Below are 18533 nucleotides of genomic sequence, written 5' to 3'. Positions count from 1 at the left end.
GAAGGTCAGGAACTGGGGGGCGGTGACCTCAGCGTCCGCCGGCGCCCGGGACGGGGAACGCACCGGTGGCACGGCGCGTGATCTCCCCGTACACCTCGGGATCGGTCGTGTACTCGCCCAGCGCCACCGTCTTGCGGCTGCCGTGGTAGTCCGAGGACCCGGTGACCAGCAGCCCCAGCTCAGCGGCCAGCCCGCGCAGCCGGACCCGGGTGTCGGCGTCGTGGTCCATGTGGTCGACCTCGATGCCGTCGAGGCCGGCCGCGGCCATCTCGGCGATCGTCGACTCGGGCACCGTACGCCCGCGCTTGGCGGCCGCCGGATGCGCGAACACGCACACCCCGCCGGCCTGCTTGACCAGCCGGATCGCGGTGAAGGGGTCGGTCTCGTGCTTCTCCACGAAGGCCCGGCCGCCGTCCGCCAGCCACTCCGGCGTGAAGGCATCGCTCACGGTCGGTACGACACCCAGCTCGACGAGCGCGGAGGCGACGTGCGGCCGCCCCACGGAACCCTCACCGGCGATCCTCCTCACCTGCTCCCAGGTGACCGGCACGCCCAGCTCGTTCAGCCTGGCGACCATCCCCTGGGCCCGCGGCACCCGGTCGTCCCGGACCAGCTCGCGCTCGGCGAGCAGATCGGGCTCCTCGGGGTCGAAGAGGTAGGCCAGCATGTGCATGGAGACGCCGTCGACACGACAGGACAGTTCGGCCCCGGTGACCAGGGTGAGTCCCTCGGGCAGCGCGGCGACGGCCTCGGCGTGGCCCCGGGTGGTGTCGTGGTCGGTCAGCGCCACCACGTCGAGCCCGGCGGCGGCGGCGTTCCGCACCAGTTCGGCCGGGCTGTCCGTGCCGTCGGAGGCGGTGGAGTGGCAGTGCAGATCGATACGCACGATGCGGACTCCAGGCGGGACGGGACGGGAGGGAACGTGTCAAGGATAGCGGCCGGAACCGGTACCCCTGTCACACCCGAACGTCGGGGGCGCCCCGTACAGGGAGCCCTCAGGGCTCCAGCAGCCGCGGCGACAGCGCGCCGCAGGGCACCAGGTCCACCTCCGCGCCGGCGTCCCGCAGGTCCGTGAGCACCAGTTCGTCGTACATCAGCAGCCCGGTCTGTTCGGGCCACACCACGGCCCAGAGCCAGAGCCCGCAGGCCTCGCCCGCGAAGACGGCCCGGTCGTCCGGCACTCCCGGAACATGCCACAGCGGCGTCGGCCGTCCGGCGGCGAGCACCTTCGCCTGCGGCGGCTTCTCCACGTCCATCGCCGGCCCCGGATCGGGTCCGTCGATGCCCGCGTACCGTGCACCGAAACCGACTCCCAGCTCCTCGGCGACCAGGATCATCTCCCCTATGCCGCCGAGCGGCGCGGGTCCGGAGCAGGCGACGGCGGTCGCACGCCCGCCACTGCGGTCGTCACCGGCACAGGCCACGCCCGTGAACAGCCAGCCGACCGGCAGCGGCCAGGGCATCCACACCGGCACCTGGGTGCGGTGCACCACGACACCGAGGGCCTCGACGCTGGGCGGTATCACGGGCTGTACCGGATGCACGGTCCCGTGCACGTCGCACTGCCAGGTGTCGGCGAAGAGACCGGGAGCCCTGACCCGGCCACCGCACTTCGGGCAACTGGGTTCGCCCCTCATAGGGCCCCACGGTCCTACCCGGAATCCCCCACGTCAAGGACGATCACCCGTCCGGGCGGAACCGGTTACCGGCCGGAGTTAGATGCATCTTACATTAATTAGCTGACCTAACTTACTATGTGTATATGCCAACCAAATCGGCGTGCGGACGAGACCGCGCGGACGAGAACAAGGGAGGAAGCGCATGGCACAGCCGGCAGACCCGTTCGACGCGGGGGCGGGCAGCATCCTGCGGCAGCCGAAGGCCGTATGGGCGACGGCCGGCGCGTCCGTCGTCGCCTTCATGGGCATCGGACTCGTCGACCCGATCCTGCCCTCCATCGCCAAGGGCCTGGACGCCACCACCAGCCAGGTCTCCCTGCTCTTCACCTCGTACTTCCTGATCACCGCCGTGGCGATGCTGCTCACCGGCTTCGTCTCCAGCCGGATCGGCGGCCGCCTGACCCTGCTGCTCGGCCTCGCGTTCGTGGTCGTCTTCGCGGGTCTCGCCGGCACCTCGGACACCGTCGGCCAGCTGGTCGGCTTCCGGGCCGGCTGGGGCCTCGGCAACGCCCTGTTCGTCTCGACCGCCCTCGCGGTCATCGTGGGCGCGGCGGCCGGCGGCAGCGCCGCCGCGATCCTGCTCTACGAGTCCGCGCTCGGCCTCGGCATGGCGTGCGGCCCGCTGCTCGGGGCGGTGCTCGGCAACATCAGCTGGCGCTACCCCTTCTTCGGCACCGCCGCCCTGATGGCGGTCGGCTTCCTGTGCATCACCGCGTTCCTGAAGGAGCAGCCCAGGCCCGCCCGCAGGACCTCGGTCCCGGACCCGCTCAGGGCGCTCGGCCACGGGGGCCTGGCCTCCGTCGCCACCTCGGCCTTCTTCTACAACTACACGTTCTTCACCGTGCTGGCCTTCACCCCGTTCGTGCTGGACATGACCCCGTACCGCTCGGGTGCCGTGTTCTTCGCCTGGGGCGTGCTGCTCGCGCTCTTCTCGGTGGTGGTGGCCCCGCGCATGCAGCGGCGCTTCGGCTCGCTGCGGGTGCTCGGCGGCTCGCTGGTGCTGCTCGCCGCCGACGTCACCGTCCTCGGCTACGGCAGCCCCACCGCGGCGGTCGTCTGCACGGTCCTGTCCGGCGCGTTCATCGGCGTGAACAACACCGTCTACACCGAGCTGGCCCTCGGCGTGTCGGACGCTCCCCCAGACTCCGTCCGGGGGTACCCCCAGCGTCCGGTGGCGAGCGCGGGCTACAACTTCGTCCGCTGGTTCGCCGCCGCGGCCGCCCCCTACTTCGCGCCGAAGATCGAGGAGTGGACCGACCTCCACGTCCCGTTCGTGGTGGCGGCGGTCACCGCCGCGCTGGGCGCGGTGGTGGTACTCGTACGGCGCAACGCGCTCACGCACGAGGCGGCGGAACGGGAGCCGTCGCACGCCACGCGGGACGGCGTCACCGTCTTTGCCAACTGACCGGCCGGGGACGGCGCTTGGTGAGGTTGCTCACCGTCGCACGTCAGTCCAGCGGGACGGAGTTGCGGTGCGGATCCCGCAGGTCCGTCCCGCTCGCCAGCCAGCGCTCCTGAAGGGCCTGGGCCCCGTGCACCCGCTTCCAGGCCGCCTCGTTCGGGGTCATCGGCAGCAGGGGCAGGAACCGGACGGGGTCGAGCGGCTCGTCCAGCGCCAGATCCTCGACGAGACCGCCCGGCTCGCCGACCAGGACCGAGGTGAAGGGAGCGCCCGGCCACAGCGGTCCGCCCACGTCCAGGGACGCGCCCGGCGCCACGACCAGGCCCTCCACCTGCGGAGACGCGGCCAGGACGGCCAGCGCGCGGAGCACCTTGTCGGTCTCGGCCAGCCCGGCGCGGACCGACAGGACCAGCTCGGCGCGGGGACCCTGGACAGGGTTCGCGAGCGTCGCGGTGGGGTCGGTCATGGGGTGCGCCGACATGCCGAGCGTGGCGTAACGCAGGACGTTCTCGCCCTGCAGATCCTCGTGGAAACGGAGCACCTCGATGCGGTCCGTGCCGAGGAAGGTGACCGCCGCGCGCGCGTCCGGTTCGCCCAGTGCGGTGGTCAACCGGGCCTCGACCAGAGGAAGAACATCTGCCATGTCGTGAGCATAGAACTCGTCAGTACCGGGCAAAGCAGCGCCTTGACAGTGAGGGCTGCTGCTACTCTGGCCGCGGTGGTTCGGGGCAGCACGCAGAGCGTCGCGGTCAGACCCCGACGCCACGAGGACTCCCTTACGAGGGACCGGCTGGAGGAGGTGGGGCTGTCATGGATCGAAGTCACCCGTGCAGTACCACTCGCTCTTCCGCCTGCTGATTTCGTCTACTGGTCGGCTGCCGCCTTCACGTTCGCGTTGTCGTTCGGAAGAGCACTTTGTTTTCGCTTGCCTGATCCCTCTGACCGGTCCGCTCCGGATCTGTCTGGATCCGTTCGTCTGATCCGAATCAGTAGCGAAGCCGCCACCGCAACGGTGCGGTGCTCCCCGCTTTGTGGACGTGCCAAACATCCGCAGTCAGGACGTCCCCATTCCGGGTAGTTCCACCCGTTCGCCGCGGTCTTCCGCTACTTGTCGCGAAGGAGCCTGCCCATGTCGATGATCCGCGACCTCCGTGCCGTGGTCCGCCCGACCCGCCCTTCCCAGCGCAACAGCCTGCGCGCCGAGACCGGCGCGTACGACACCACCCGCGACCCCGGTACGCCGTCGGCCGTCGTCGACTGCGCCGTCTACCGGGACGGTGCGCGGGTGGAGACGCCGAAGCCGCTGAGCCCGCAGGAGGCGATGCGCCAGGTACGCCGGGACGGCGGGTTCGTGTGGATCGGCCTGCACGAGCCGACGGAGGCCGAATTCGCCGGTATCGCGGGCGAGTTCGGGCTCCACCCGCTGGCGGTGGAGGACGCCGTCCAGGCCCACCAGCGCCCCAAGCTCGAGCGCTACGACGACTCCCTCTTCACCGTCTTCAAGACCATCCACTACGTCGAGCACGACCAGCTCACCGCCAACAGCGAGGTCGTGGAGACCGGCGAGGTGATGTGCTTCACCGGCCGGGACTTCTTCATCACCGTCCGGCACGGCGGGCAGGGCTCGCTGCGGGCGCTGCGGCACCGGCTCCAGGACGACCCCGAGCTGCTCGCCAGGGGCCCCTCGGCCGTCCTGCACGCCATCGCCGACCATGTCGTCGACGGCTATGTCGCGGTCGCCGACGCCGTGCAGGACGACATCGACGAGGTGGAGACCGAGGTCTTCTCGCCCGGCCGCAAGGGCGGGGTCTCGCGTGGTGTGGACTCGGCGCGGATCTACCAACTCAAGCGCGAGGTGCTGGAGTTCAAGCGTGCGGTGTCGCCGCTGCTGCGTCCCATGCAGCTGCTCAGCGAGCGCCCGATGCGGCTGGTCGACCCCGACATCCAGAAGTACTTCCGGGACGTCGCCGACCATCTCGCGCGCGTCCAGGAGCAGGTCGTCGGCTTCGACGAACTCCTCAACTCCATCCTCCAGGCCAACCTGGCGCAGGCGTCCGTGGCCCAGAACGAGGACATGCGCAAGATCACGTCCTGGGCCGCGATCATCGCCGTACCCACGATGGTGTGCGGGGTGTACGGCATGAACTTCAAGTACATGCCGGAGACGCACTGGCGGTACGGCTACCCGGTGATCATGGGCATCACGATGGTCATCTGTCTCGGCATCCACCGCACCCTCAAGCGCAACGGCTGGCTCTAGGCTGGGCGCCATGACACGTCAGCTGCTCGACCAGGCCCTCGTCGAGGAGGCCACGAAGAAGTCCGGCCTCATCTGGGTCCGGGGCGCCGGGGCACCGGCCGCGCGCGCGGTGTGGCATGCCTGGGCCGACGGTGCCGTGTGCCTGGTCGGCGACGGGAGCGAGCAGCCGCTGACCGGGCTGGCCGGCGGGGGCACGGCCGAGGTGACCGTCCGCAGCAAGGACAAGGGCGGGCGGCTGGTCACCTGGACGGCGGCGGTGACGGAGCTGTCCGCCGGCTCCCCCGAGTGGGACGCGGCGGTGGCGGAGCTGAAGGGCAAGCGTCTCAACGCCCCCGACGGCGAGGCCATGACGGACCGCTGGGCGCGGGAGTGCAGGGTGCTGCGCCTGCGCCCGACGGGAGCGACGGCGCCGCTGCCGACGGGAAGCCTGGCGCAGGCTCCGGTGCCGTCCCCGGCGACGACCCGTCAGCCGGTCCCGGCGGGCCTGCCGAAGCTCCTGGCACGGCGCGGAAGGTCCCGGTAGCCCCCCGGCGGGTGCCCTTCACGAGGTGGGCAGTTGCCTGCCGTAGTCGACCGTGTCGCCCTTCTCCGGCTCGGTGACGCTGAAAGAGCTGCCCCAGTCCGTGAACGTGAGGGTGCCGGCGCCGCCGGCCCGCTCCAGGCGGAGCGGATACGGCTTGCCCTTGAGGGAGACGTCCAGCGTGCCGCCGGAACCGCCGTCGCCGGCGATGCGGATGGTGGGGGTGCCTGACTGTTCGTGGTGGCCGGCGGTGGAGAGTGAACCGTGCAGGGTCAGCAGGCCCGACAGAAGGAGGTTCTTGTCCGTGAAGCCGCTGAACTTCTTGTACGAGGGATCGCCCTGCGGAACCTTCACGTACTTCCCGTCGAGCGTGCCGGCCGCGCTCGTGTCGCTCCCGTCGGCATGGTTCCAGAAGTCCGCGTCGGCCTGCAGATAGAGCGTCTCGCCGACCCGGAGCAGGTGGAAGGTCGAACCCTTCGAGGTGACCGACCCGGTCCCGCCGTCCGCGTTCAGGCGCATGTCCAGTTCGTAGGTACGCCCGCTGGTGACCACCGTGCCCGCCATCCGTACCGTCGCCACCGACGTCGCCGCCGCGCGGGTCCTCGACTGGATGACGTCCGGGGCCAGCTTGCCCACCCCGTTCGTGCCCGCGTCCGGATCCTCACTGCACGCGGTGAGGAGGGCCAGCGCGCACATCGTGGTCACCAACGCGGCGTGGCGAGTACGGCCACGGCCCGGAGCAAGCACGGTCACCGAGGGGGCCACCTTTCTGACGGGTCCGGCACGGCGTACCGCAGCGTACCGGTGCCCCGGCCCCCCGGCGGAGCCAGTCCGTCCGGACCGCCCACCAGGGCGTATCCGATCGGTACGGGCTAGCCTGAACCCCACCGAGCAGGCGAAAAGGGCAGCAAAGCAACCAAGCGGTACTCGGGTCGGCAAAGGAGGCGGGTCCATGGCAGCGGGCGCCCCCCGGATCTTCGTCTCGCACCTCGCCGGTATCGCCGTCTTCGATCCCACCGGCGACCAGGTGGGGCGGGTCAGGGACCTCGTCGTCATCCTGCGCGTCGGCGCCAAGCCCCCGCGGCTGCTCGGCATGGTCGTCGAACTCTCCACCCGGCGCCGCGTCTTCCTGCCCATGACCCGGGTGACGAGCATCGAGTCCGGCCAGGTCATCACCACCGGCGTGCTCAACGTCCGCCGGTTCGAGCAGCGGCCCACCGAGCGCCTGGTCTTCGGCGAACTCCTGGACCGCCGCGTCGAGCTGGTCGAGACCGGCGAGGAGGTCACCGTCCTGGACCTGGGCGCCCGGCAGCGGCAGGCCCGCCGGGAGTGGGAGGTCGACCGCGTCTTCGTCCGCAAGGGCCGCACGGGTACCTTCCGGCGCACCAGGGGCGAGTCGCTCACCGTCGAGTGGTCCCAGGTCACCGGTTTCTCCCTGGAGGAGCACGGACAGGGCGCGGAGAGCCTGCTCGCCACCTTCGAGCAGCTCCGCGCCGCGGACCTCGCCAACGTGCTGCACCACCTGTCCGCCAAGCGCCGCGCCGAGGTGGCCGCCGCGCTGGACGACGACCGCCTGGCCGACGTCCTCGAAGAGCTTCCCGAGGACGACCAGATCGAGATCCTCGGCAAGCTGAAGGAGGAGCGGGCGGCGGACGTGCTGGAGGCCATGGACCCCGACGACGCGGCCGACCTGCTCGCCGAACTCCCCGAGGAGGACAAGGAGCGGCTGCTGAACCTGATGCAGCCGGCGGACGCGGCCGAGATGCGGCGGCTGATGTCGTACGAGGAACACACGGCCGGCGGGCTGATGACGACCGAGCCGATCGTGGTGCGGCCCGACTCCACCGTCGCCGACGCCCTGGCCCGGGTCCGCAACCCCGACCTGTCCCCGGCCCTCGCCGCCCAGGTCTACGTCTGCCGGCCGCCCGACGAGACCCCGACCGGCAAGTACCTGGGCGCCGTCCACTTCCAGCGCCTGCTGCGCGATCCTCCGTACACCCTGGTCAGTTCGCTCCTCGACGACGACCTGCAACCGCTCGATCCCGAGGCCACGCTGCCGATCATCGCCGGGTTCTTCGCCACGTACGACATGGTCGCGGCGCCCGTGGTGGACGAGACGGGGTCGCTGCTGGGCGCGGTGACCGTGGACGACGTCCTGGACCACATGCTGCCCGAGGACTGGCGGGAGACCGAGTTCCACCTGGACGACGCGGAGGAGCAGGAGCCGGAGAAGGGGGCGGGGGCCCATGGCGCCTGAACGTGAGGGCACCCGGGAGCGCACGCCGTCGGGCGCCACCGCGGCCACCCGGCCGCGCGGGCACCGTCTGGACCAGCCGCGGCCGCCCAGACGGCGGATCGTGCCCGAGTGGGACCCGGAGGCCTTCGGCCGGCTCTCCGAGCGCATCGCGCGATTCCTGGGCACCGGACGGTTCATCGTCTGGATGACGTTCGTGATCATCGTCTGGGTGCTGTGGAACATCTCGGCACCCGGGAAGCTGCGCTTCGACGAGTACCCGTTCATCTTCCTGACCCTGGCCCTGTCCCTCCAGGCCTCCTACGCGGCCCCGCTGATCCTGCTCGCGCAGAACAGGCAGGACGACCGCGACCGCGTCAACCTCGAACAGGACCGCAAGCAGAACGAGCGGTCCATCGCCGACACCGAGTACCTGACCCGGGAGATCGCCGCGCTGCGCATGGGCCTGGGCGAGGTGGCGACCCGGGACTGGATCCGTTCCGAGCTCCAGGACCTGCTCCGGGACATGGACGAGCGGCGGGACGGGCACGGCGCGCACGGCGTATTCCCGGCAGAACGGTCTGCCAGGCGTGACGTAGACGACCGGTGAGGGGCGTTATAGGGGCCGTGCGCCTCGCCGTACCATCGTCTGTATGGCTAGCGAAGACGCGGTGCGCGAGGCTCTGGCGACGGTGAACGACCCGGAGATCAACCGACCCATCACCGAACTGGGGATGGTCAAATCGGTGGAGATCGGGGAGGACGGCGCGGTCGCGGTCACCGTGTACCTGACGGTCTCCGGCTGCCCCATGCGGGACACCATCACCCAGCGGGTCACCGAGGCGGTCTCCCGGGTCGACGGCGTCACCCGGGTCGACGTCACCCTGGACGTGATGAGCGACGAGCAGCGCAAGGAGCTGGCGTCCGCGCTGCGCGGCGGCCAGACCGAGCGTGAGGTGCCCTTCGCCAAACCCGGCAGCCTGACCCGGGTCTACGCGGTCGCCTCCGGCAAGGGCGGTGTCGGCAAGTCCTCGGTGACGGTCAACCTCGCCGCCGCGATGGCCGCCGACGGTCTCAAGGTCGGTGTCGTCGACGCCGACATCTACGGCCACTCGGTCCCGCGCATGCTCGGCGCGGACGGCCGCCCCACCCAGGTCGAGAACATGATCATGCCGCCGTCGGCGAACGGCGTGAAGGTCATCTCGATCGGCATGTTCACCCCGGGCAACGCCCCGGTGGTCTGGCGCGGCCCGATGCTGCACCGCGCCCTCCAGCAGTTCCTCGCGGACGTCTACTGGGGCGACCTCGACGTCCTGCTGCTCGACCTCCCGCCGGGCACGGGTGACATCGCCATCTCGGTCGCCCAGCTGGTCCCGAACGCCGAGATCCTCGTCGTGACGACGCCTCAGCAGGCGGCGGCGGAGGTCGCCGAGCGCGCCGGCTCCATCGCGGTCCAGACCCACCAGAAGATCGTCGGCGTGGTCGAGAACATGTCCGGCCTGCCCTGCCCGCACTGCGGCGAGATGGTCGACGTCTTCGGCACGGGCGGCGGCCAGGCGGTCGCCGACGGCCTCACCCGCACGACGGGTGCGAACGTCCCGGTCCTCGGCAGCATCCCCATCGACGTCCGCCTCCGCGAGGGCGGCGACGAGGGCAAGCCGGTCGTCCTGACCGACCCGGACAGCCCGGCGGGCGCGGCCCTGCGCGGCATCGCCGGGAAGCTGGGCGGCAGGCAGCGGGGCCTGTCGGGCCTGTCCCTGGGCATCACGCCGCGCAACAAGTTCTAGGGGGTCGCAGCGCCCCGCAAGGGGCGCGGGACCGTATCGTGCGGCTCCGCCGCGGGGCGCGACCGGCCACGGCGCGCCCGCGCCCGCACACACCGCGGTCCCGACGGCGAAGGGGCGCCACGAACGACCGGCGCCCCTTTTCTCATGCGTACCCGTCTCTCATGCGTACTCGGCGACGTCCTTGATCACCGCGAACCCGAGCCCGTAGGCCGACATCCCCCGGCCGTACGCCCCCACGTGCACGCCCTGCGACGTGGACCCGGCGAGCACCCACCCGAACTCCGACTCCCGGTAGTGGAACGGGGTGGGCACCCCGTCCACCGGCAGCGACAGCGTGGACCACTCCGGCCCGCTCAGCTCGTCGGCCAACTGCCACGCGGTCTCGGTCTGCTGGTCCAGCCAGTCGTCCCGCAGGGTGTGGTCCATCTGCCCCGGCCAGGTGAAGGACAGCAGCCCGACCCCGGCCAGCCACGCGGCCGACGACACCGACGTGGCCTCCAGCAGCCCTGTCCCGTCGGCGCTCCTGCGGGACGGATTCGCCGCGATGGTCACGACCACCGCGAACTTCTCCCTCGGCTCACCGACGGACGCGGCGAGGTGCTCGTTCCGCACGGACGGCTCGTCGCCGTGCCCGACCGACCCGTGCTCCACCGCGCCGTCGGCCGCCGTACCCACCTGCATCAGCCAGCGCGGCCCTGTGAAGGCCTCGTCGAGGCCGTACCAGGGGAAGGGCGCCTCCAGGTAGCCGTCGACCGTGCGCCGGGCGGAGAGGACCTGCTGTCCGTTCTCCGCGCCCGGCGTCTGTTCGCCCACCCGACTTGTCGTCTCCATCTACCCGGACGCCTCCTAGCTCCAGTCGGTCCGGGGCGGCCCGCCCCCCTTCGGGCGCACTCGTCCGGTCCGCACAACAACTCGGCAGCATATCCACACCGCTGCAACCAGCAGCGAAACCGCCCGGCGCGTGGGTCGCGCGGGCGGCGGGATCAAGCCGTGAGCGGCGCGTACGCGGTATGAAACGCGTCACGTGCACCGCTCGGCCGGAGGTGTCGGGTCGGGCTCAGGTGGCGTCCGCGTCGAACGGCGGACGGTCGTCCTTGCCCGGCTCCTCGGGCTTCTTGGCCATGTCGATCCGGCCACCCGTGGAACCCGCGGAACCCGTGGAAGGGGACGAGTCGGCCTCCCGGCCGTGCACCGCCTCCGTGACCTCGGCCATCTCCTTCTTCAGGTCGAAGCCGTTGCGGATCTCCTTGAGCCCCAGCTCGTCGCTGTCCAGGTGCTTGCGGACGAAGTTCTTGGGGTTGAGGTCGTCGAACTCGAAGTCCTTGAACTCCGGGCCGAGTTCCTCGCGGATGTCCGCCTTGGCGCTCTCCGAGAACTCCCGGATCTTGCGGATGGTCCGCATCACGTCCTGGATGACCTTCGGGAGCTTGTCCGGACCGAAGACGAGCACGGCGAGCACGACGATGGTCGCCAGCTCGAGTGGTCCTATGTCATTGAACACCTGAAGCTCCTTGCGATGTCCTCGGTCCTCGGCCCTCCGGTCGCTGGTGCGGTTGTTCCGTGGTCCGGGCCGGGTCCACGGTACCCGGCGTACCTGTCCGACCGGTACTGCCCCGAGGTGTCCGACCATGTGTGTACGACCGGTTTTCCCGGTTGTTTGCCTAGTCGGAGGCATGGGCGTGGTTTCGCCTGTGACGTTTCTGTCAGTTCCTGTCCGGCTTTCCCGCGGTCAGCGGGCCGCGCGGAAGGAGGGGGAGGGAGCGGAGGTCGCGTCGGGGACGGGTACGGCGAGCAGGGCGGCGCCGGTCGCCTCGGGGGAGTCGGTCCACGAGGTGAGGGTGAACGGCGGGTTGGTGGCCAGGGGGCGTATCAGCGGGGAGACGGCTGCCGCGCCGGCCAGTACGGGTGCGGTCAGCTCCCGCAGCGCGTTCTCGCCGGCGCCCGGGGAGGGCACTCCGGGCAGCAGCGGCGCGGAGGCCGAGGTGGGTGCCGCGGTCGTGGCGGAGCCGAGCAGGCTGCCGGAGGACAGCAGCGGGGTGAGCGAGCGGCGGCGCTGCGAGTCGGCGGCGCCCGCGGTGCCGGTGCCCGCCGTGCCGGCCGGGGCGACGCTGCCGCCACCGGTACCGCTGCGGGCGTCGGCGGAGGTGGAGCCGGGCAGGCCGGCGGTGACCCCGCCGAGAGCGACCGCGGCCAGCGAGACCGCACCGGCGGCGACGAACGCGAACCGCATGCCGCGCGAGGCGGAGCGGTCGGCGTCCGGGCGGCCGACGGGATGGATCCGGAAGCCCCGGTCGGCGGCGACGGCCGAGTCGTGCGGGTGGGCCGGGACGTAGCCGAACTCGAAGCGGTCCTCCTGGCTCACGCCGAAGACCCCGCTGTCGGACCGGCGTCCCGAGGGGCCCGGGCCGCCGAACGGGGAACCGTCGGTGTCGCCGCCCCCGGGCAGCCCCTGGAGGCGGGCGAGGAAGCTCTCGGAGGGCGGGGGCGGGGCGGCCTCCGAAAAGACGCTCTTCAGTGCGCGCTGGGCGTCGGCCTCCGCCTTGCACCTGGCGCAGGTGGCCAGGTGGGCCAGGACGCGCTCACGCGAATCATGACCGAGCTCTCCGTCCACCAGGGCGGAGAGTCGGTCTCCCAGGTGCTGCTCGGCGAGCTGTCGCTCGGCGGGATCGGGTCGGGAACCACTCACGCGGACGCGCCCCCTCCTCCCAGCGCGGGAACACGGGGTACGAAGGAGCGACGCTCGGCCCTGCGGGCTTCCGGGGAGCGGTGCGCGAGGGCCTTGCGCAGCTGGGAGCGGCCGCGGTGGATCCGGGAGCGGACCGTGCCGAGCTTGACGCCGAGGGTCGCGGCGATCTCCTCGTACGACAGGCCCTCGATGTCGCACAGGACGACGGCGGCGCGGAACTCGGGCGCGAGGGTGTCCAGCGCCTGCTGCACGTCGGCGTCGAAGTGCGCGTCGTTGAAGGCCTGGGAAGGGGTGGGCTCACGGCTGGGCAGGCGCTCGGCCGCGTCGTCGCCGAGGGCGTCGAAGCGGATGCGCTGCTTGCGCCGGACCATGTCGAGGAACAGGTTGGTCGTGATGCGGTGCAGCCAGCCCTCGAAGGTGCCCGGCGAGTAGGTCGACAGGGAGCGGAAGACGCGGACGAAGACCTCCTGGGTGAGGTCCTCGGCGTCGTGCTGGTTGCCGGTGAGCCGATAGGCCAGGCGGTAGACGCGGCCGCTGTGCGTGCTGACGATCTCCTCCCACGTGGGCGGAGTCCATGCCTGCCCGTCCGCGTCGGTGGAGAAGGTCGCGGTCCGGTCCTCGCCCATGGCGAGCGCGTCGGCGTGGCTGGGGTCAGCAGCGGTGTCGTTCACGGATTTCGGCCTGCCCGCCGATCCGAGGAAGCGCCGTAGCACTCCTCCCCGGTCCCCGGGTTCGGCCGCACCTCCCCTGTCGGCTCTGGTGGTGTCCAGTGGAGCCCCTACCATAGCCACCTCGCCCGTTAGCACCGGATAAGCGGTTTTACGAGAATTTGATCTCTGCCGGTACGGCTCGTCCCGCCGTGTCGGCGGCTGCTCTGCCGCCGTCTCCTCATCGTGATCCATTCGTGTCCCCCCGCCCTGTCTTCCACCCCTCTAAACGCCTGGTCCCATCTGCGGGTTCCCGGCACCAACGGATACAGTCACGCCCAGGCAACCACGGGGACAGGAGAGGGTCATTACCGGCAACCGGCAGACGAGCTGGGCGTTCGCCGACGCCTTTGTCGCCGAGGACGAAGCGCTGCGGTGGGCCCGTGACCGGGCCCGCGACGCAGGGCTGCGCTCGGTGTCGCCCGGCACGGGTGCCGCGCTGCGTCTGCTCGCCGCCTCCGTGGACGCCAAGGCCGTCGCCGAGATCGGCACCGGGTGCGGGGTGTCGGGGATGCACCTGCTGCACGGCATGCGCGCGGACGGTGTCCTGACGACCGTCGACCCCGAGCCGGAGCACCAGCAGTTCGCCCGGCAGGCCTTCCGCGCCTGCGGCTTCGCCAGCAACCGGGCCCGCTTCATCCCGGGCCGCGCCCTCGACGTACTCCCCCGTCTCGCGGACGCCGGTTACGACCTGGTCTTCTGCGACGGCGACCGGCAGGAGTACTCCGACTATCTCGCTGAATCGTTGCGCCTGCTGCGCACCGGCGGCCTGGTGGTCTTCGAGGGCGTCTTCGCCAACGGCCGGACGGTCGACTCCGGGCCGCAGCCGACCGAGGTGCTGCGGCTGCGCGAGCTGCTGCGCACGGTCCGGGAGAGCCCGGAGCTGCTGCCGTCACTGCTGCCGGTGGGCGACGGACTGCTCTGCGCCGTCAAGCGCTGACCCGCCGCGCGAGGACCCCGGATGCGGCACCGCCCCGGCACCGCATGCGGTGCCGGGGCGGCCGAAAGGGTGTGGTCGCTGACGCCTCAGACGACGACGTTCTTGAGGGCGTCGGCGAGTGCCGCGGCCTCGTCAGGGGTCAGCTCGACGACGAGCCGACCGCCGCCTTCGAGCGGAACGCGCATGACGATGCCCCGCCCCTCCTTGGTCACCTCGAGCGGGCCATCACCCGTCCGCGGCTTCATGGCCGCCATGCTGGTTCCCCTTCCTGAAAACAGCTCATCGTCTGCCGACGGCCCACGAGGGCACGCGCGATCCTTGGCGGGACACGCGGTACCGGCATCGAACACATTGCTTCCAAGCCATTATCCCGCATCTCAGGACCCGATGACCAACATCAGTCGGCATCGCTTGGGCAACGCGCGCGAGCAAAACCACCCAATTCGGCGATGTGACTGCGATACTGCGCCGCCTCGCGTCCTTACGCCGAGCGAGTCGGCTCCGATTTTCTTTGACGCAGGTCACACAACGGGTCCGGTCGTCGGACCGCGATCTCCGCCATGCTGTCCTTCGGACCTGTACGTACTGAGCGGTACGTCAGCCGCGACGACGGAGACGACGGAGGGGACGCACCATGACCGACACCGTGCTCTACGAGGTGAGCGACGGGCTCGCGACGATCACGCTGAACCGCCCCGAGGCGATGAACGCGCTGAACATCGCGACGAAGGTCGCGCTTCGGGAGGTCGCGCGGGAGGCGGCGGCCGACCCGGCCGTGCGGGCCGTCCTGCTGACCGCCGCCGGGGACCGGGCGTTCTGTGTGGGCCAGGACCTCAAGGAACACATCACCCTGCTCGCCTCCGACCGGGAGACGGGGTCGGGGCAGACGATGACGACGGTCCGGGAGCACTACAACCCGATCGTGCGGGCGCTGGCGGGGGCACCGAAGCCGGTGGTGGCCGCGGTGAACGGCGTCGCCGCCGGTGCCGGTCTCGGGTTCGCGCTGGCCGCGGACTACCGCGTGGTCGCCGACACGGCCGCCTTCAACACGTCGTTCGCCGGGGTCGCGCTGACCGCGGACTCCGGGGTCTCGTGGACGCTGCCCCGGGTCGTGGGCCCTGGACGCGCCGCCGACCTGCTGCTCTTCCCGCGCAGCATCAGCGCGCAGGACGCCTACGAGCTGGGCATCGCGAACAAGGTCGTGCCGTCGGCCGAGCTGCGGGCCGAGGGCGAGAAGATCGCGCGGAAGCTGGCCGAGGGGCCGACGATGGCGTACGCGGCACTGAAGGAGGCCGTCGCCTACGGGCTCACGCACTCCCTCGACGAGACGCTGGACAAGGAGGACGAGCTGCAGGCCCGGGCCGGTGCCTCCGAGGACCACGGGATCGCAGTGCAGGCGTTCGTGAACAAGGAGAAGCCGAAGTACCTGGGGCGGTGACGGCCTGTGGGGAACTGCGGGCGCGCAGGGCATCTCGCGCAGTTCCCCGCACGCCTCAACGGGAGCGTCTGCTCATGCACGCTTCCAGGTGGTCGTCGACCAGGCCGCACGCCTGCATCAGGGCGTACGCCGTCGTCGGGCCGATGAAGCGCAGCCCCCGCTTCTTCAGGGCCTTGGACAGGGCCGTCGACTCGGCGGTCACCGGTGCGACGTCGGCGATGGTCCGCGGGGCGGGGTAGGTACCCGGCCTCGGGGCGAACGACCAGATCAGCTCGTCCAGCTCGCCCCGCCCCCACTCCGCCAGGACCTTCGCGTTGGACATCGTCGCGTCGATCTTCGACCGGTTGCGGATGATGCCCGGGTCCGCCAGCAGCCGCTCCCGGTCCTCGTCCGTGAAGGCGGCGACCTTCTCGATGCGGAACCCGGCGAAGGCGGCGCGGAAGCCGGGGCGGCGGCGCAGGATCGTGATCCAGGAGAGTCCGGACTGGAAGGCCTCCAGGCTGAGGCGTTCGTAGAGGGCGTCGTCGCCGTGGACCGGACGGCCCCACTCCTCGTCGTGGTAGGCCACGTAGTCCTCGGTGGACAGGGCCCAGGGGCAGCGCAGTCTGCCGTCCGGCCCGGCCACGGCCGCGCCGGCGGTCGGGGCGGCCTGACCGGTCAGGTCGGTCACGGCCGGTCCTCCGGCTCGGGCTTGTCCAGCGAGGTGTGCCGGGCGTGCGGCGTGGCCCGGGCGCCGGCCAGCGTGGTCTCCAGGTCGGCGATCCGGGCGTCGCGCTCGGCGAGTTCGGCGCCGAGGCGGCTGAGCGCGTCGTCGACGTCCGCCATGCGGTAGCCGCGCGGGGCGAGCGGGAAACGGAGGCTCTCGACGTCCGCGCGGTTCACCGGACGGTCCGGGGGCAGCGGGTCCTGGAAGCGCTCGGGCGCCACCTCGGCCAGCGGGGCGCTCTCGCCGCCGCTCACCACGGACAGCGTGACCGCGGCGACCACGACCGCGAGCGCGACGACCAGGAACAGGAACATAACCATCGCGGTGGCCCCCAGGCTCGATGAAGCTCGTGCGTACTCGTACTGCCGAGTGCGCTTAGTGTGCTCGGTGTCGAATGTGTCTGTGTCCGATCGTGCCATGCGAGTCTGACAGTCAGGGGCACAGGCGGTCGCACCGAGGGACTTACTACGAGAGGTCACAGGCGATGCTCAGGCTGGGCAAGCGGGAATTCGCGCCGCACGAATCGGTGATCATGGCCATCGTGAACCGGACGCCGGACTCCTTCTACGACCAGGGGGCGACCTTCCTCGACGAGCCCGCCCTCGCGCGCGTGGAGCAGGCGGTCGCCGAGGGGGCCGCGATCATCGACATCGGCGGGGTGAAGGCCGGCCCGGGCGAGGAGGTCACGCCCGAGGAGGAGGCGCGCCGGATCGTCGGGTTCGTCGCCGAGGTGCGCCGGCGGTTCCCCGACGTCGTGATCAGCGTGGACACCTGGCGGGCGTCGGTCGCGGAGGCCGCCTGCGAGGCCGGCGCGGATCTGCTGAACGACGCGTGGGGCGGGGTCGATCCTGCGCTGGCGGAGGTCGCGGCCCGGTACCGGGTGGGACTGGTGTGCACGCACGCGGGTGAGGCGGAGCCGCGGACGCGGCCGCACCGGGTGACGTACGACGACGTGATGGCCGACATTCTGCGGGTGACCCTGGGGCTGGCCGAGCGGGCCGTGGCGCTCGGGGTGCCCCGGGAGTCGGTGATGATCGATCCCGGACACGACTTCGGCAAGAACACCCGGCACAGCCTGGAGGCGACGCGCCGGCTGGGCGAGATGACCGCGACGGGGTGGCCGGTGCTGGTCTCCCTGTCCAACAAGGACTTCGTGGGCGAGACGCTGGACCGGCCGGTGAAGGAACGGGTGATCGGCACGCTGGCGACGACGGCGGTGTCGGCGTGGCTGGGAGCGCAGGTGTACCGCGTCCACGAGGTGGCGGAGACCCGCCAGGTCCTCGACATGGTCGCGTCCATCGCGGGCCACCGCCCTCCGACGGTGGCCCGGCGAGGCCTGGCGTAGCCTCCGGCGGCTGCGCCCCCGGTGCCGGCGCGTCCTAGCGGGCCGCTTCCTTGGAGACCAGGGCCACCGCTTCCGCCACGTCGTCCGTGACGTGGAACAGCAGGAGGTCCTTCTCCGAGGCCTTGCCCTGCACCACCAGGGTGTTGCGCAGCCAGTCCACCAGGCCGCCCCAGTAGGCGCTCCCGAACAGCACGATCGGGAAGCGGGTGACCTTCTGCGTCTGCACGAGGGTGAGCGCCTCGAAGAATTCGTCCAGGGTGCCGAGGCCGCCGGGCAGCACCACGAAGCCCTGGGCGTACTTGACGAACATCATCTTCCGCACGAAGAAGTAGCGGAAGTTCAGGCCGATGTCGACGTAGGGGTTCAGGCCCTGCTCGAAGGGCAGCTCGATGCCGAGGCCGACCGAGACGCCGCCCGCCTCCAGGGCGCCCTTGTTGGCCGCCTCCATCGCGCCGGGCCCGCCGCCCGTGATGACCGCCCAGCCGGCCTCGACCAGGCCCCGGCCCAGCCGCACCCCCGCGTCGTACTCCGGCGAGTCCACCGGCGTCCGCGCCGAGCCGAACACGCTGATCGCGGCGGGGAGTTCGGCGAGCGTGCCGAAGCCCTCGATGAACTCCGACTGGATGCGCAGCACCCGCCAGGGGTCCGTGTGGACCCAGTCGGAGGGGCCGCCCGCGTCCAGCAGACGCTGGTCCGTCGTGCTCGCGGTCACCTGACCGCGCCGTCGGAGGACCGGCCCAAGGCGCTGCTCGTCCGGCGGCACCTTCTTCCCCTCGGGGTTCCCGGTAGGCATATGCGCGCTCCCTCCGCTTGCACGTGTACCCGACCCA

At 71.3% G+C, this 18533-nt stretch carries 21 protein-coding genes; 9 read left to right on the top strand and 12 right to left on the bottom strand.

What is annotated here, in order from left to right; genetic code table 11:
- Positions 1–28 precede the first annotated feature (28 nt).
- Both ACFXI4_RS16995 and ACFXI4_RS16990 read right to left on the bottom strand, forming a co-directional pair.
- Complete coding sequence (locus ACFXI4_RS16995; RefSeq protein WP_384991264.1) at positions 29–886, bottom strand: PHP domain-containing protein; 858 nt, start codon at positions 884–886, stop codon at positions 29–31.
- Positions 887–995: 109 nt separating this feature from the next.
- Positions 996–1637: a DUF6758 family protein gene (locus ACFXI4_RS16990; RefSeq protein WP_384991261.1), complete on the bottom strand. Its 642-nt coding sequence runs from the start codon at positions 1635–1637 to the stop codon at positions 996–998.
- Between the two features lie 184 nt (positions 1638–1821).
- On the opposite strand from ACFXI4_RS16990, the gene ACFXI4_RS16985 reads away from it, so the two are divergent.
- Entirely contained in the window at positions 1822–3084 is a 1263-nt protein-coding gene (locus ACFXI4_RS16985) for an MFS transporter (RefSeq protein ID WP_384991258.1), read from the top strand.
- Between the two features lie 43 nt (positions 3085–3127).
- Here the strand turns inward: ACFXI4_RS16985 and ACFXI4_RS16980 are convergent, their stop codons facing one another.
- The gene (locus ACFXI4_RS16980; RefSeq protein ID WP_384991255.1) at positions 3128–3724 is read right to left on the bottom strand and encodes a suppressor of fused domain protein; all 597 of its coding nucleotides are present in this window, start codon (positions 3722–3724) and stop codon (positions 3128–3130) included.
- Positions 3725–4210: 486 nt separating this feature from the next.
- Between ACFXI4_RS16980 and ACFXI4_RS16975 the strand changes: the two genes are divergently transcribed.
- The gene (locus ACFXI4_RS16975; RefSeq protein WP_362730098.1) at positions 4211–5341 is read left to right on the top strand and encodes a magnesium and cobalt transport protein CorA; all 1131 of its coding nucleotides are present in this window, start codon (positions 4211–4213) and stop codon (positions 5339–5341) included.
- Positions 5342–5351: 10 nt separating this feature from the next.
- Positions 5352–5864, top strand: coding sequence for a hypothetical protein (locus ACFXI4_RS16970; protein WP_384991252.1), 513 nt, complete (start codon positions 5352–5354; stop codon positions 5862–5864).
- 18 nt (positions 5865–5882) lie between these two features.
- On the opposite strand, the gene ACFXI4_RS16965 is transcribed toward ACFXI4_RS16970, so the two are convergent.
- A complete protein-coding gene (locus tag ACFXI4_RS16965; RefSeq protein ID WP_362731119.1) occupies positions 5883–6608 on the bottom strand; it encodes a hypothetical protein in 726 nt (241 codons plus the stop codon).
- A gap of 205 nt (positions 6609–6813) precedes the next feature.
- Here ACFXI4_RS16965 and ACFXI4_RS16960 point away from each other — a divergent pair, with 205 nt between their 5' ends.
- From ACFXI4_RS16960 to ACFXI4_RS16950, 3 genes are read left to right on the top strand one after another with little or no spacing between them, the layout of a single operon-like run.
- The gene (locus tag ACFXI4_RS16960) at positions 6814–8118 is read left to right on the top strand and encodes a magnesium transporter MgtE N-terminal domain-containing protein (RefSeq protein WP_362731117.1); all 1305 of its coding nucleotides are present in this window, start codon (positions 6814–6816) and stop codon (positions 8116–8118) included.
- On the top strand, positions 8108–8704 hold the full coding sequence (locus tag ACFXI4_RS16955) for a DUF1003 domain-containing protein (protein ID WP_384991248.1): 597 nt from the start codon (positions 8108–8110) through the stop codon (positions 8702–8704). Before ACFXI4_RS16960 ends, ACFXI4_RS16955 begins: the two co-directional genes overlap by 11 nt.
- 43 nt (positions 8705–8747) lie before the next feature.
- Positions 8748–9881: an Mrp/NBP35 family ATP-binding protein gene (locus ACFXI4_RS16950; RefSeq protein ID WP_384991246.1), complete on the top strand. Its 1134-nt coding sequence runs from the start codon at positions 8748–8750 to the stop codon at positions 9879–9881.
- A 159-nt stretch (positions 9882–10040) separates the two neighbouring features.
- Here the strand turns inward: ACFXI4_RS16950 and ACFXI4_RS16945 are convergent, their stop codons facing one another.
- The 4 genes from ACFXI4_RS16945 to sigE all read right to left on the bottom strand — a co-directional run bounded on the left by ACFXI4_RS16945 (position 10041) and on the right by sigE (position 13280).
- Positions 10041–10712 (bottom strand): hypothetical protein, encoded by a 672-nt coding sequence (locus ACFXI4_RS16945; RefSeq protein ID WP_384991243.1) that lies wholly within the window; start codon positions 10710–10712, stop codon positions 10041–10043.
- A 226-nt stretch (positions 10713–10938) separates the two neighbouring features.
- Complete coding sequence (locus ACFXI4_RS16940; protein WP_384991241.1) at positions 10939–11382, bottom strand: sec-independent translocase; 444 nt, start codon at positions 11380–11382, stop codon at positions 10939–10941.
- A 228-nt stretch (positions 11383–11610) separates the two neighbouring features.
- Complete coding sequence (locus ACFXI4_RS16935; RefSeq protein WP_384991238.1) at positions 11611–12567, bottom strand: anti-sigma factor family protein; 957 nt, start codon at positions 12565–12567, stop codon at positions 11611–11613.
- Positions 12564–13280, bottom strand: coding sequence for an RNA polymerase sigma factor SigE (gene sigE / locus ACFXI4_RS16930; protein WP_362731385.1), 717 nt, complete (start codon positions 13278–13280; stop codon positions 12564–12566). Before sigE ends, ACFXI4_RS16935 begins: the two co-directional genes overlap by 4 nt.
- Before the next feature lie 235 nt (positions 13281–13515).
- On the opposite strand from sigE, the gene ACFXI4_RS16925 reads away from it, so the two are divergent.
- Positions 13516–14214 (top strand): O-methyltransferase, encoded by a 699-nt coding sequence (locus ACFXI4_RS16925; protein WP_384991505.1) that lies wholly within the window; start codon positions 13516–13518, stop codon positions 14212–14214.
- Positions 14215–14300: 86 nt separating this feature from the next.
- Here ACFXI4_RS16925 and ACFXI4_RS16920 read toward each other — a convergent pair whose 3' ends face one another.
- On the bottom strand, positions 14301–14468 hold the full coding sequence (locus ACFXI4_RS16920) for a DUF3117 domain-containing protein (RefSeq protein ID WP_004950282.1): 168 nt from the start codon (positions 14466–14468) through the stop codon (positions 14301–14303).
- A gap of 380 nt (positions 14469–14848) precedes the next feature.
- Between ACFXI4_RS16920 and ACFXI4_RS16915 the strand changes: the two genes are divergently transcribed.
- Positions 14849–15652 carry an enoyl-CoA hydratase-related protein gene (locus tag ACFXI4_RS16915; protein ID WP_362723036.1) on the top strand — a complete coding sequence of 268 codons (804 nt, stop codon included), beginning with the start codon at positions 14849–14851 and terminating at the stop codon, positions 15650–15652.
- A gap of 55 nt (positions 15653–15707) precedes the next feature.
- Here the strand turns inward: ACFXI4_RS16915 and ACFXI4_RS16910 are convergent, their stop codons facing one another.
- Both ACFXI4_RS16910 and ACFXI4_RS16905 read right to left on the bottom strand, forming a co-directional pair.
- Positions 15708–16322, bottom strand: a complete 615-nt coding sequence (locus tag ACFXI4_RS16910) for a DNA-3-methyladenine glycosylase I (protein ID WP_384991235.1) — start codon at positions 16320–16322, stop codon at positions 15708–15710.
- Positions 16319–16678, bottom strand: a complete 360-nt coding sequence (locus ACFXI4_RS16905; protein WP_384991232.1) for a DivIVA domain-containing protein — start codon at positions 16676–16678, stop codon at positions 16319–16321. The genes ACFXI4_RS16910 and ACFXI4_RS16905 overlap by 4 nt, the downstream gene beginning before the upstream one ends.
- Positions 16679–16842: 164 nt before the next feature.
- On the opposite strand from ACFXI4_RS16905, the gene folP reads away from it, so the two are divergent.
- Positions 16843–17703 carry a dihydropteroate synthase gene (gene folP / locus ACFXI4_RS16900; protein WP_384991230.1) on the top strand — a complete coding sequence of 287 codons (861 nt, stop codon included), beginning with the start codon at positions 16843–16845 and terminating at the stop codon, positions 17701–17703.
- Positions 17704–17737: 34 nt separating this feature from the next.
- On the opposite strand, the gene ACFXI4_RS16895 is transcribed toward folP, so the two are convergent.
- Positions 17738–18496, bottom strand: coding sequence for a TIGR00730 family Rossman fold protein (locus tag ACFXI4_RS16895; RefSeq protein ID WP_384991228.1), 759 nt, complete (start codon positions 18494–18496; stop codon positions 17738–17740).
- Positions 18497–18533: the final 37 nt, after the last annotated feature.

It is taken from the genome of Streptomyces sp. NPDC059224 (genome assembly GCF_042754285.1).
Taxonomy (GTDB): Bacteria; Actinomycetota; Actinomycetes; order Streptomycetales; family Streptomycetaceae; genus Streptomyces.
Note: the sequence above shows the minus strand (reverse complement) of the source record. Positions and strands in the feature narration are given on the sequence as shown.

Excerpts from the sequence above, each read along its gene's own strand:
- ACFXI4_RS16945 (WP_384991243.1), bottom strand. The coding sequence starts at position 10,712 with ATGGAGACGACAAGTCGGGTGGGCGAACAGACGCCGGGCGCGGAGAAC.
- ACFXI4_RS16895 (WP_384991228.1), bottom strand. The coding sequence starts at position 18,496 with ATGCCTACCGGGAACCCCGAGGGGAAGAAGGTGCCGCCGGACGAGCAG.
- ACFXI4_RS16950 (WP_384991246.1), top strand. The coding sequence starts at position 8,748 with ATGGCTAGCGAAGACGCGGTGCGCGAGGCTCTGGCGACGGTGAACGAC.
- folP (WP_384991230.1), top strand. The coding sequence starts at position 16,843 with ATGCTCAGGCTGGGCAAGCGGGAATTCGCGCCGCACGAATCGGTGATC.
- ACFXI4_RS16960 (WP_362731117.1), top strand. The coding sequence starts at position 6,814 with ATGGCAGCGGGCGCCCCCCGGATCTTCGTCTCGCACCTCGCCGGTATC.
- ACFXI4_RS16905 (WP_384991232.1), bottom strand. The coding sequence starts at position 16,678 with ATGGTTATGTTCCTGTTCCTGGTCGTCGCGCTCGCGGTCGTGGTCGCC.
- ACFXI4_RS16915 (WP_362723036.1), top strand. The coding sequence starts at position 14,849 with ATGACCGACACCGTGCTCTACGAGGTGAGCGACGGGCTCGCGACGATC.
- ACFXI4_RS16955 (WP_384991248.1), top strand. The coding sequence starts at position 8,108 with ATGGCGCCTGAACGTGAGGGCACCCGGGAGCGCACGCCGTCGGGCGCC.
- ACFXI4_RS16980 (WP_384991255.1), bottom strand. The coding sequence starts at position 3,724 with ATGGCAGATGTTCTTCCTCTGGTCGAGGCCCGGTTGACCACCGCACTG.
- ACFXI4_RS16985 (WP_384991258.1), top strand. The coding sequence starts at position 1,822 with ATGGCACAGCCGGCAGACCCGTTCGACGCGGGGGCGGGCAGCATCCTG.
- ACFXI4_RS16975 (WP_362730098.1), top strand. The coding sequence starts at position 4,211 with ATGTCGATGATCCGCGACCTCCGTGCCGTGGTCCGCCCGACCCGCCCT.
- ACFXI4_RS16990 (WP_384991261.1), bottom strand. The coding sequence starts at position 1,637 with ATGAGGGGCGAACCCAGTTGCCCGAAGTGCGGTGGCCGGGTCAGGGCT.
- ACFXI4_RS16970 (WP_384991252.1), top strand. The coding sequence starts at position 5,352 with ATGACACGTCAGCTGCTCGACCAGGCCCTCGTCGAGGAGGCCACGAAG.
- ACFXI4_RS16920 (WP_004950282.1), bottom strand. The coding sequence starts at position 14,468 with ATGGCGGCCATGAAGCCGCGGACGGGTGATGGCCCGCTCGAGGTGACC.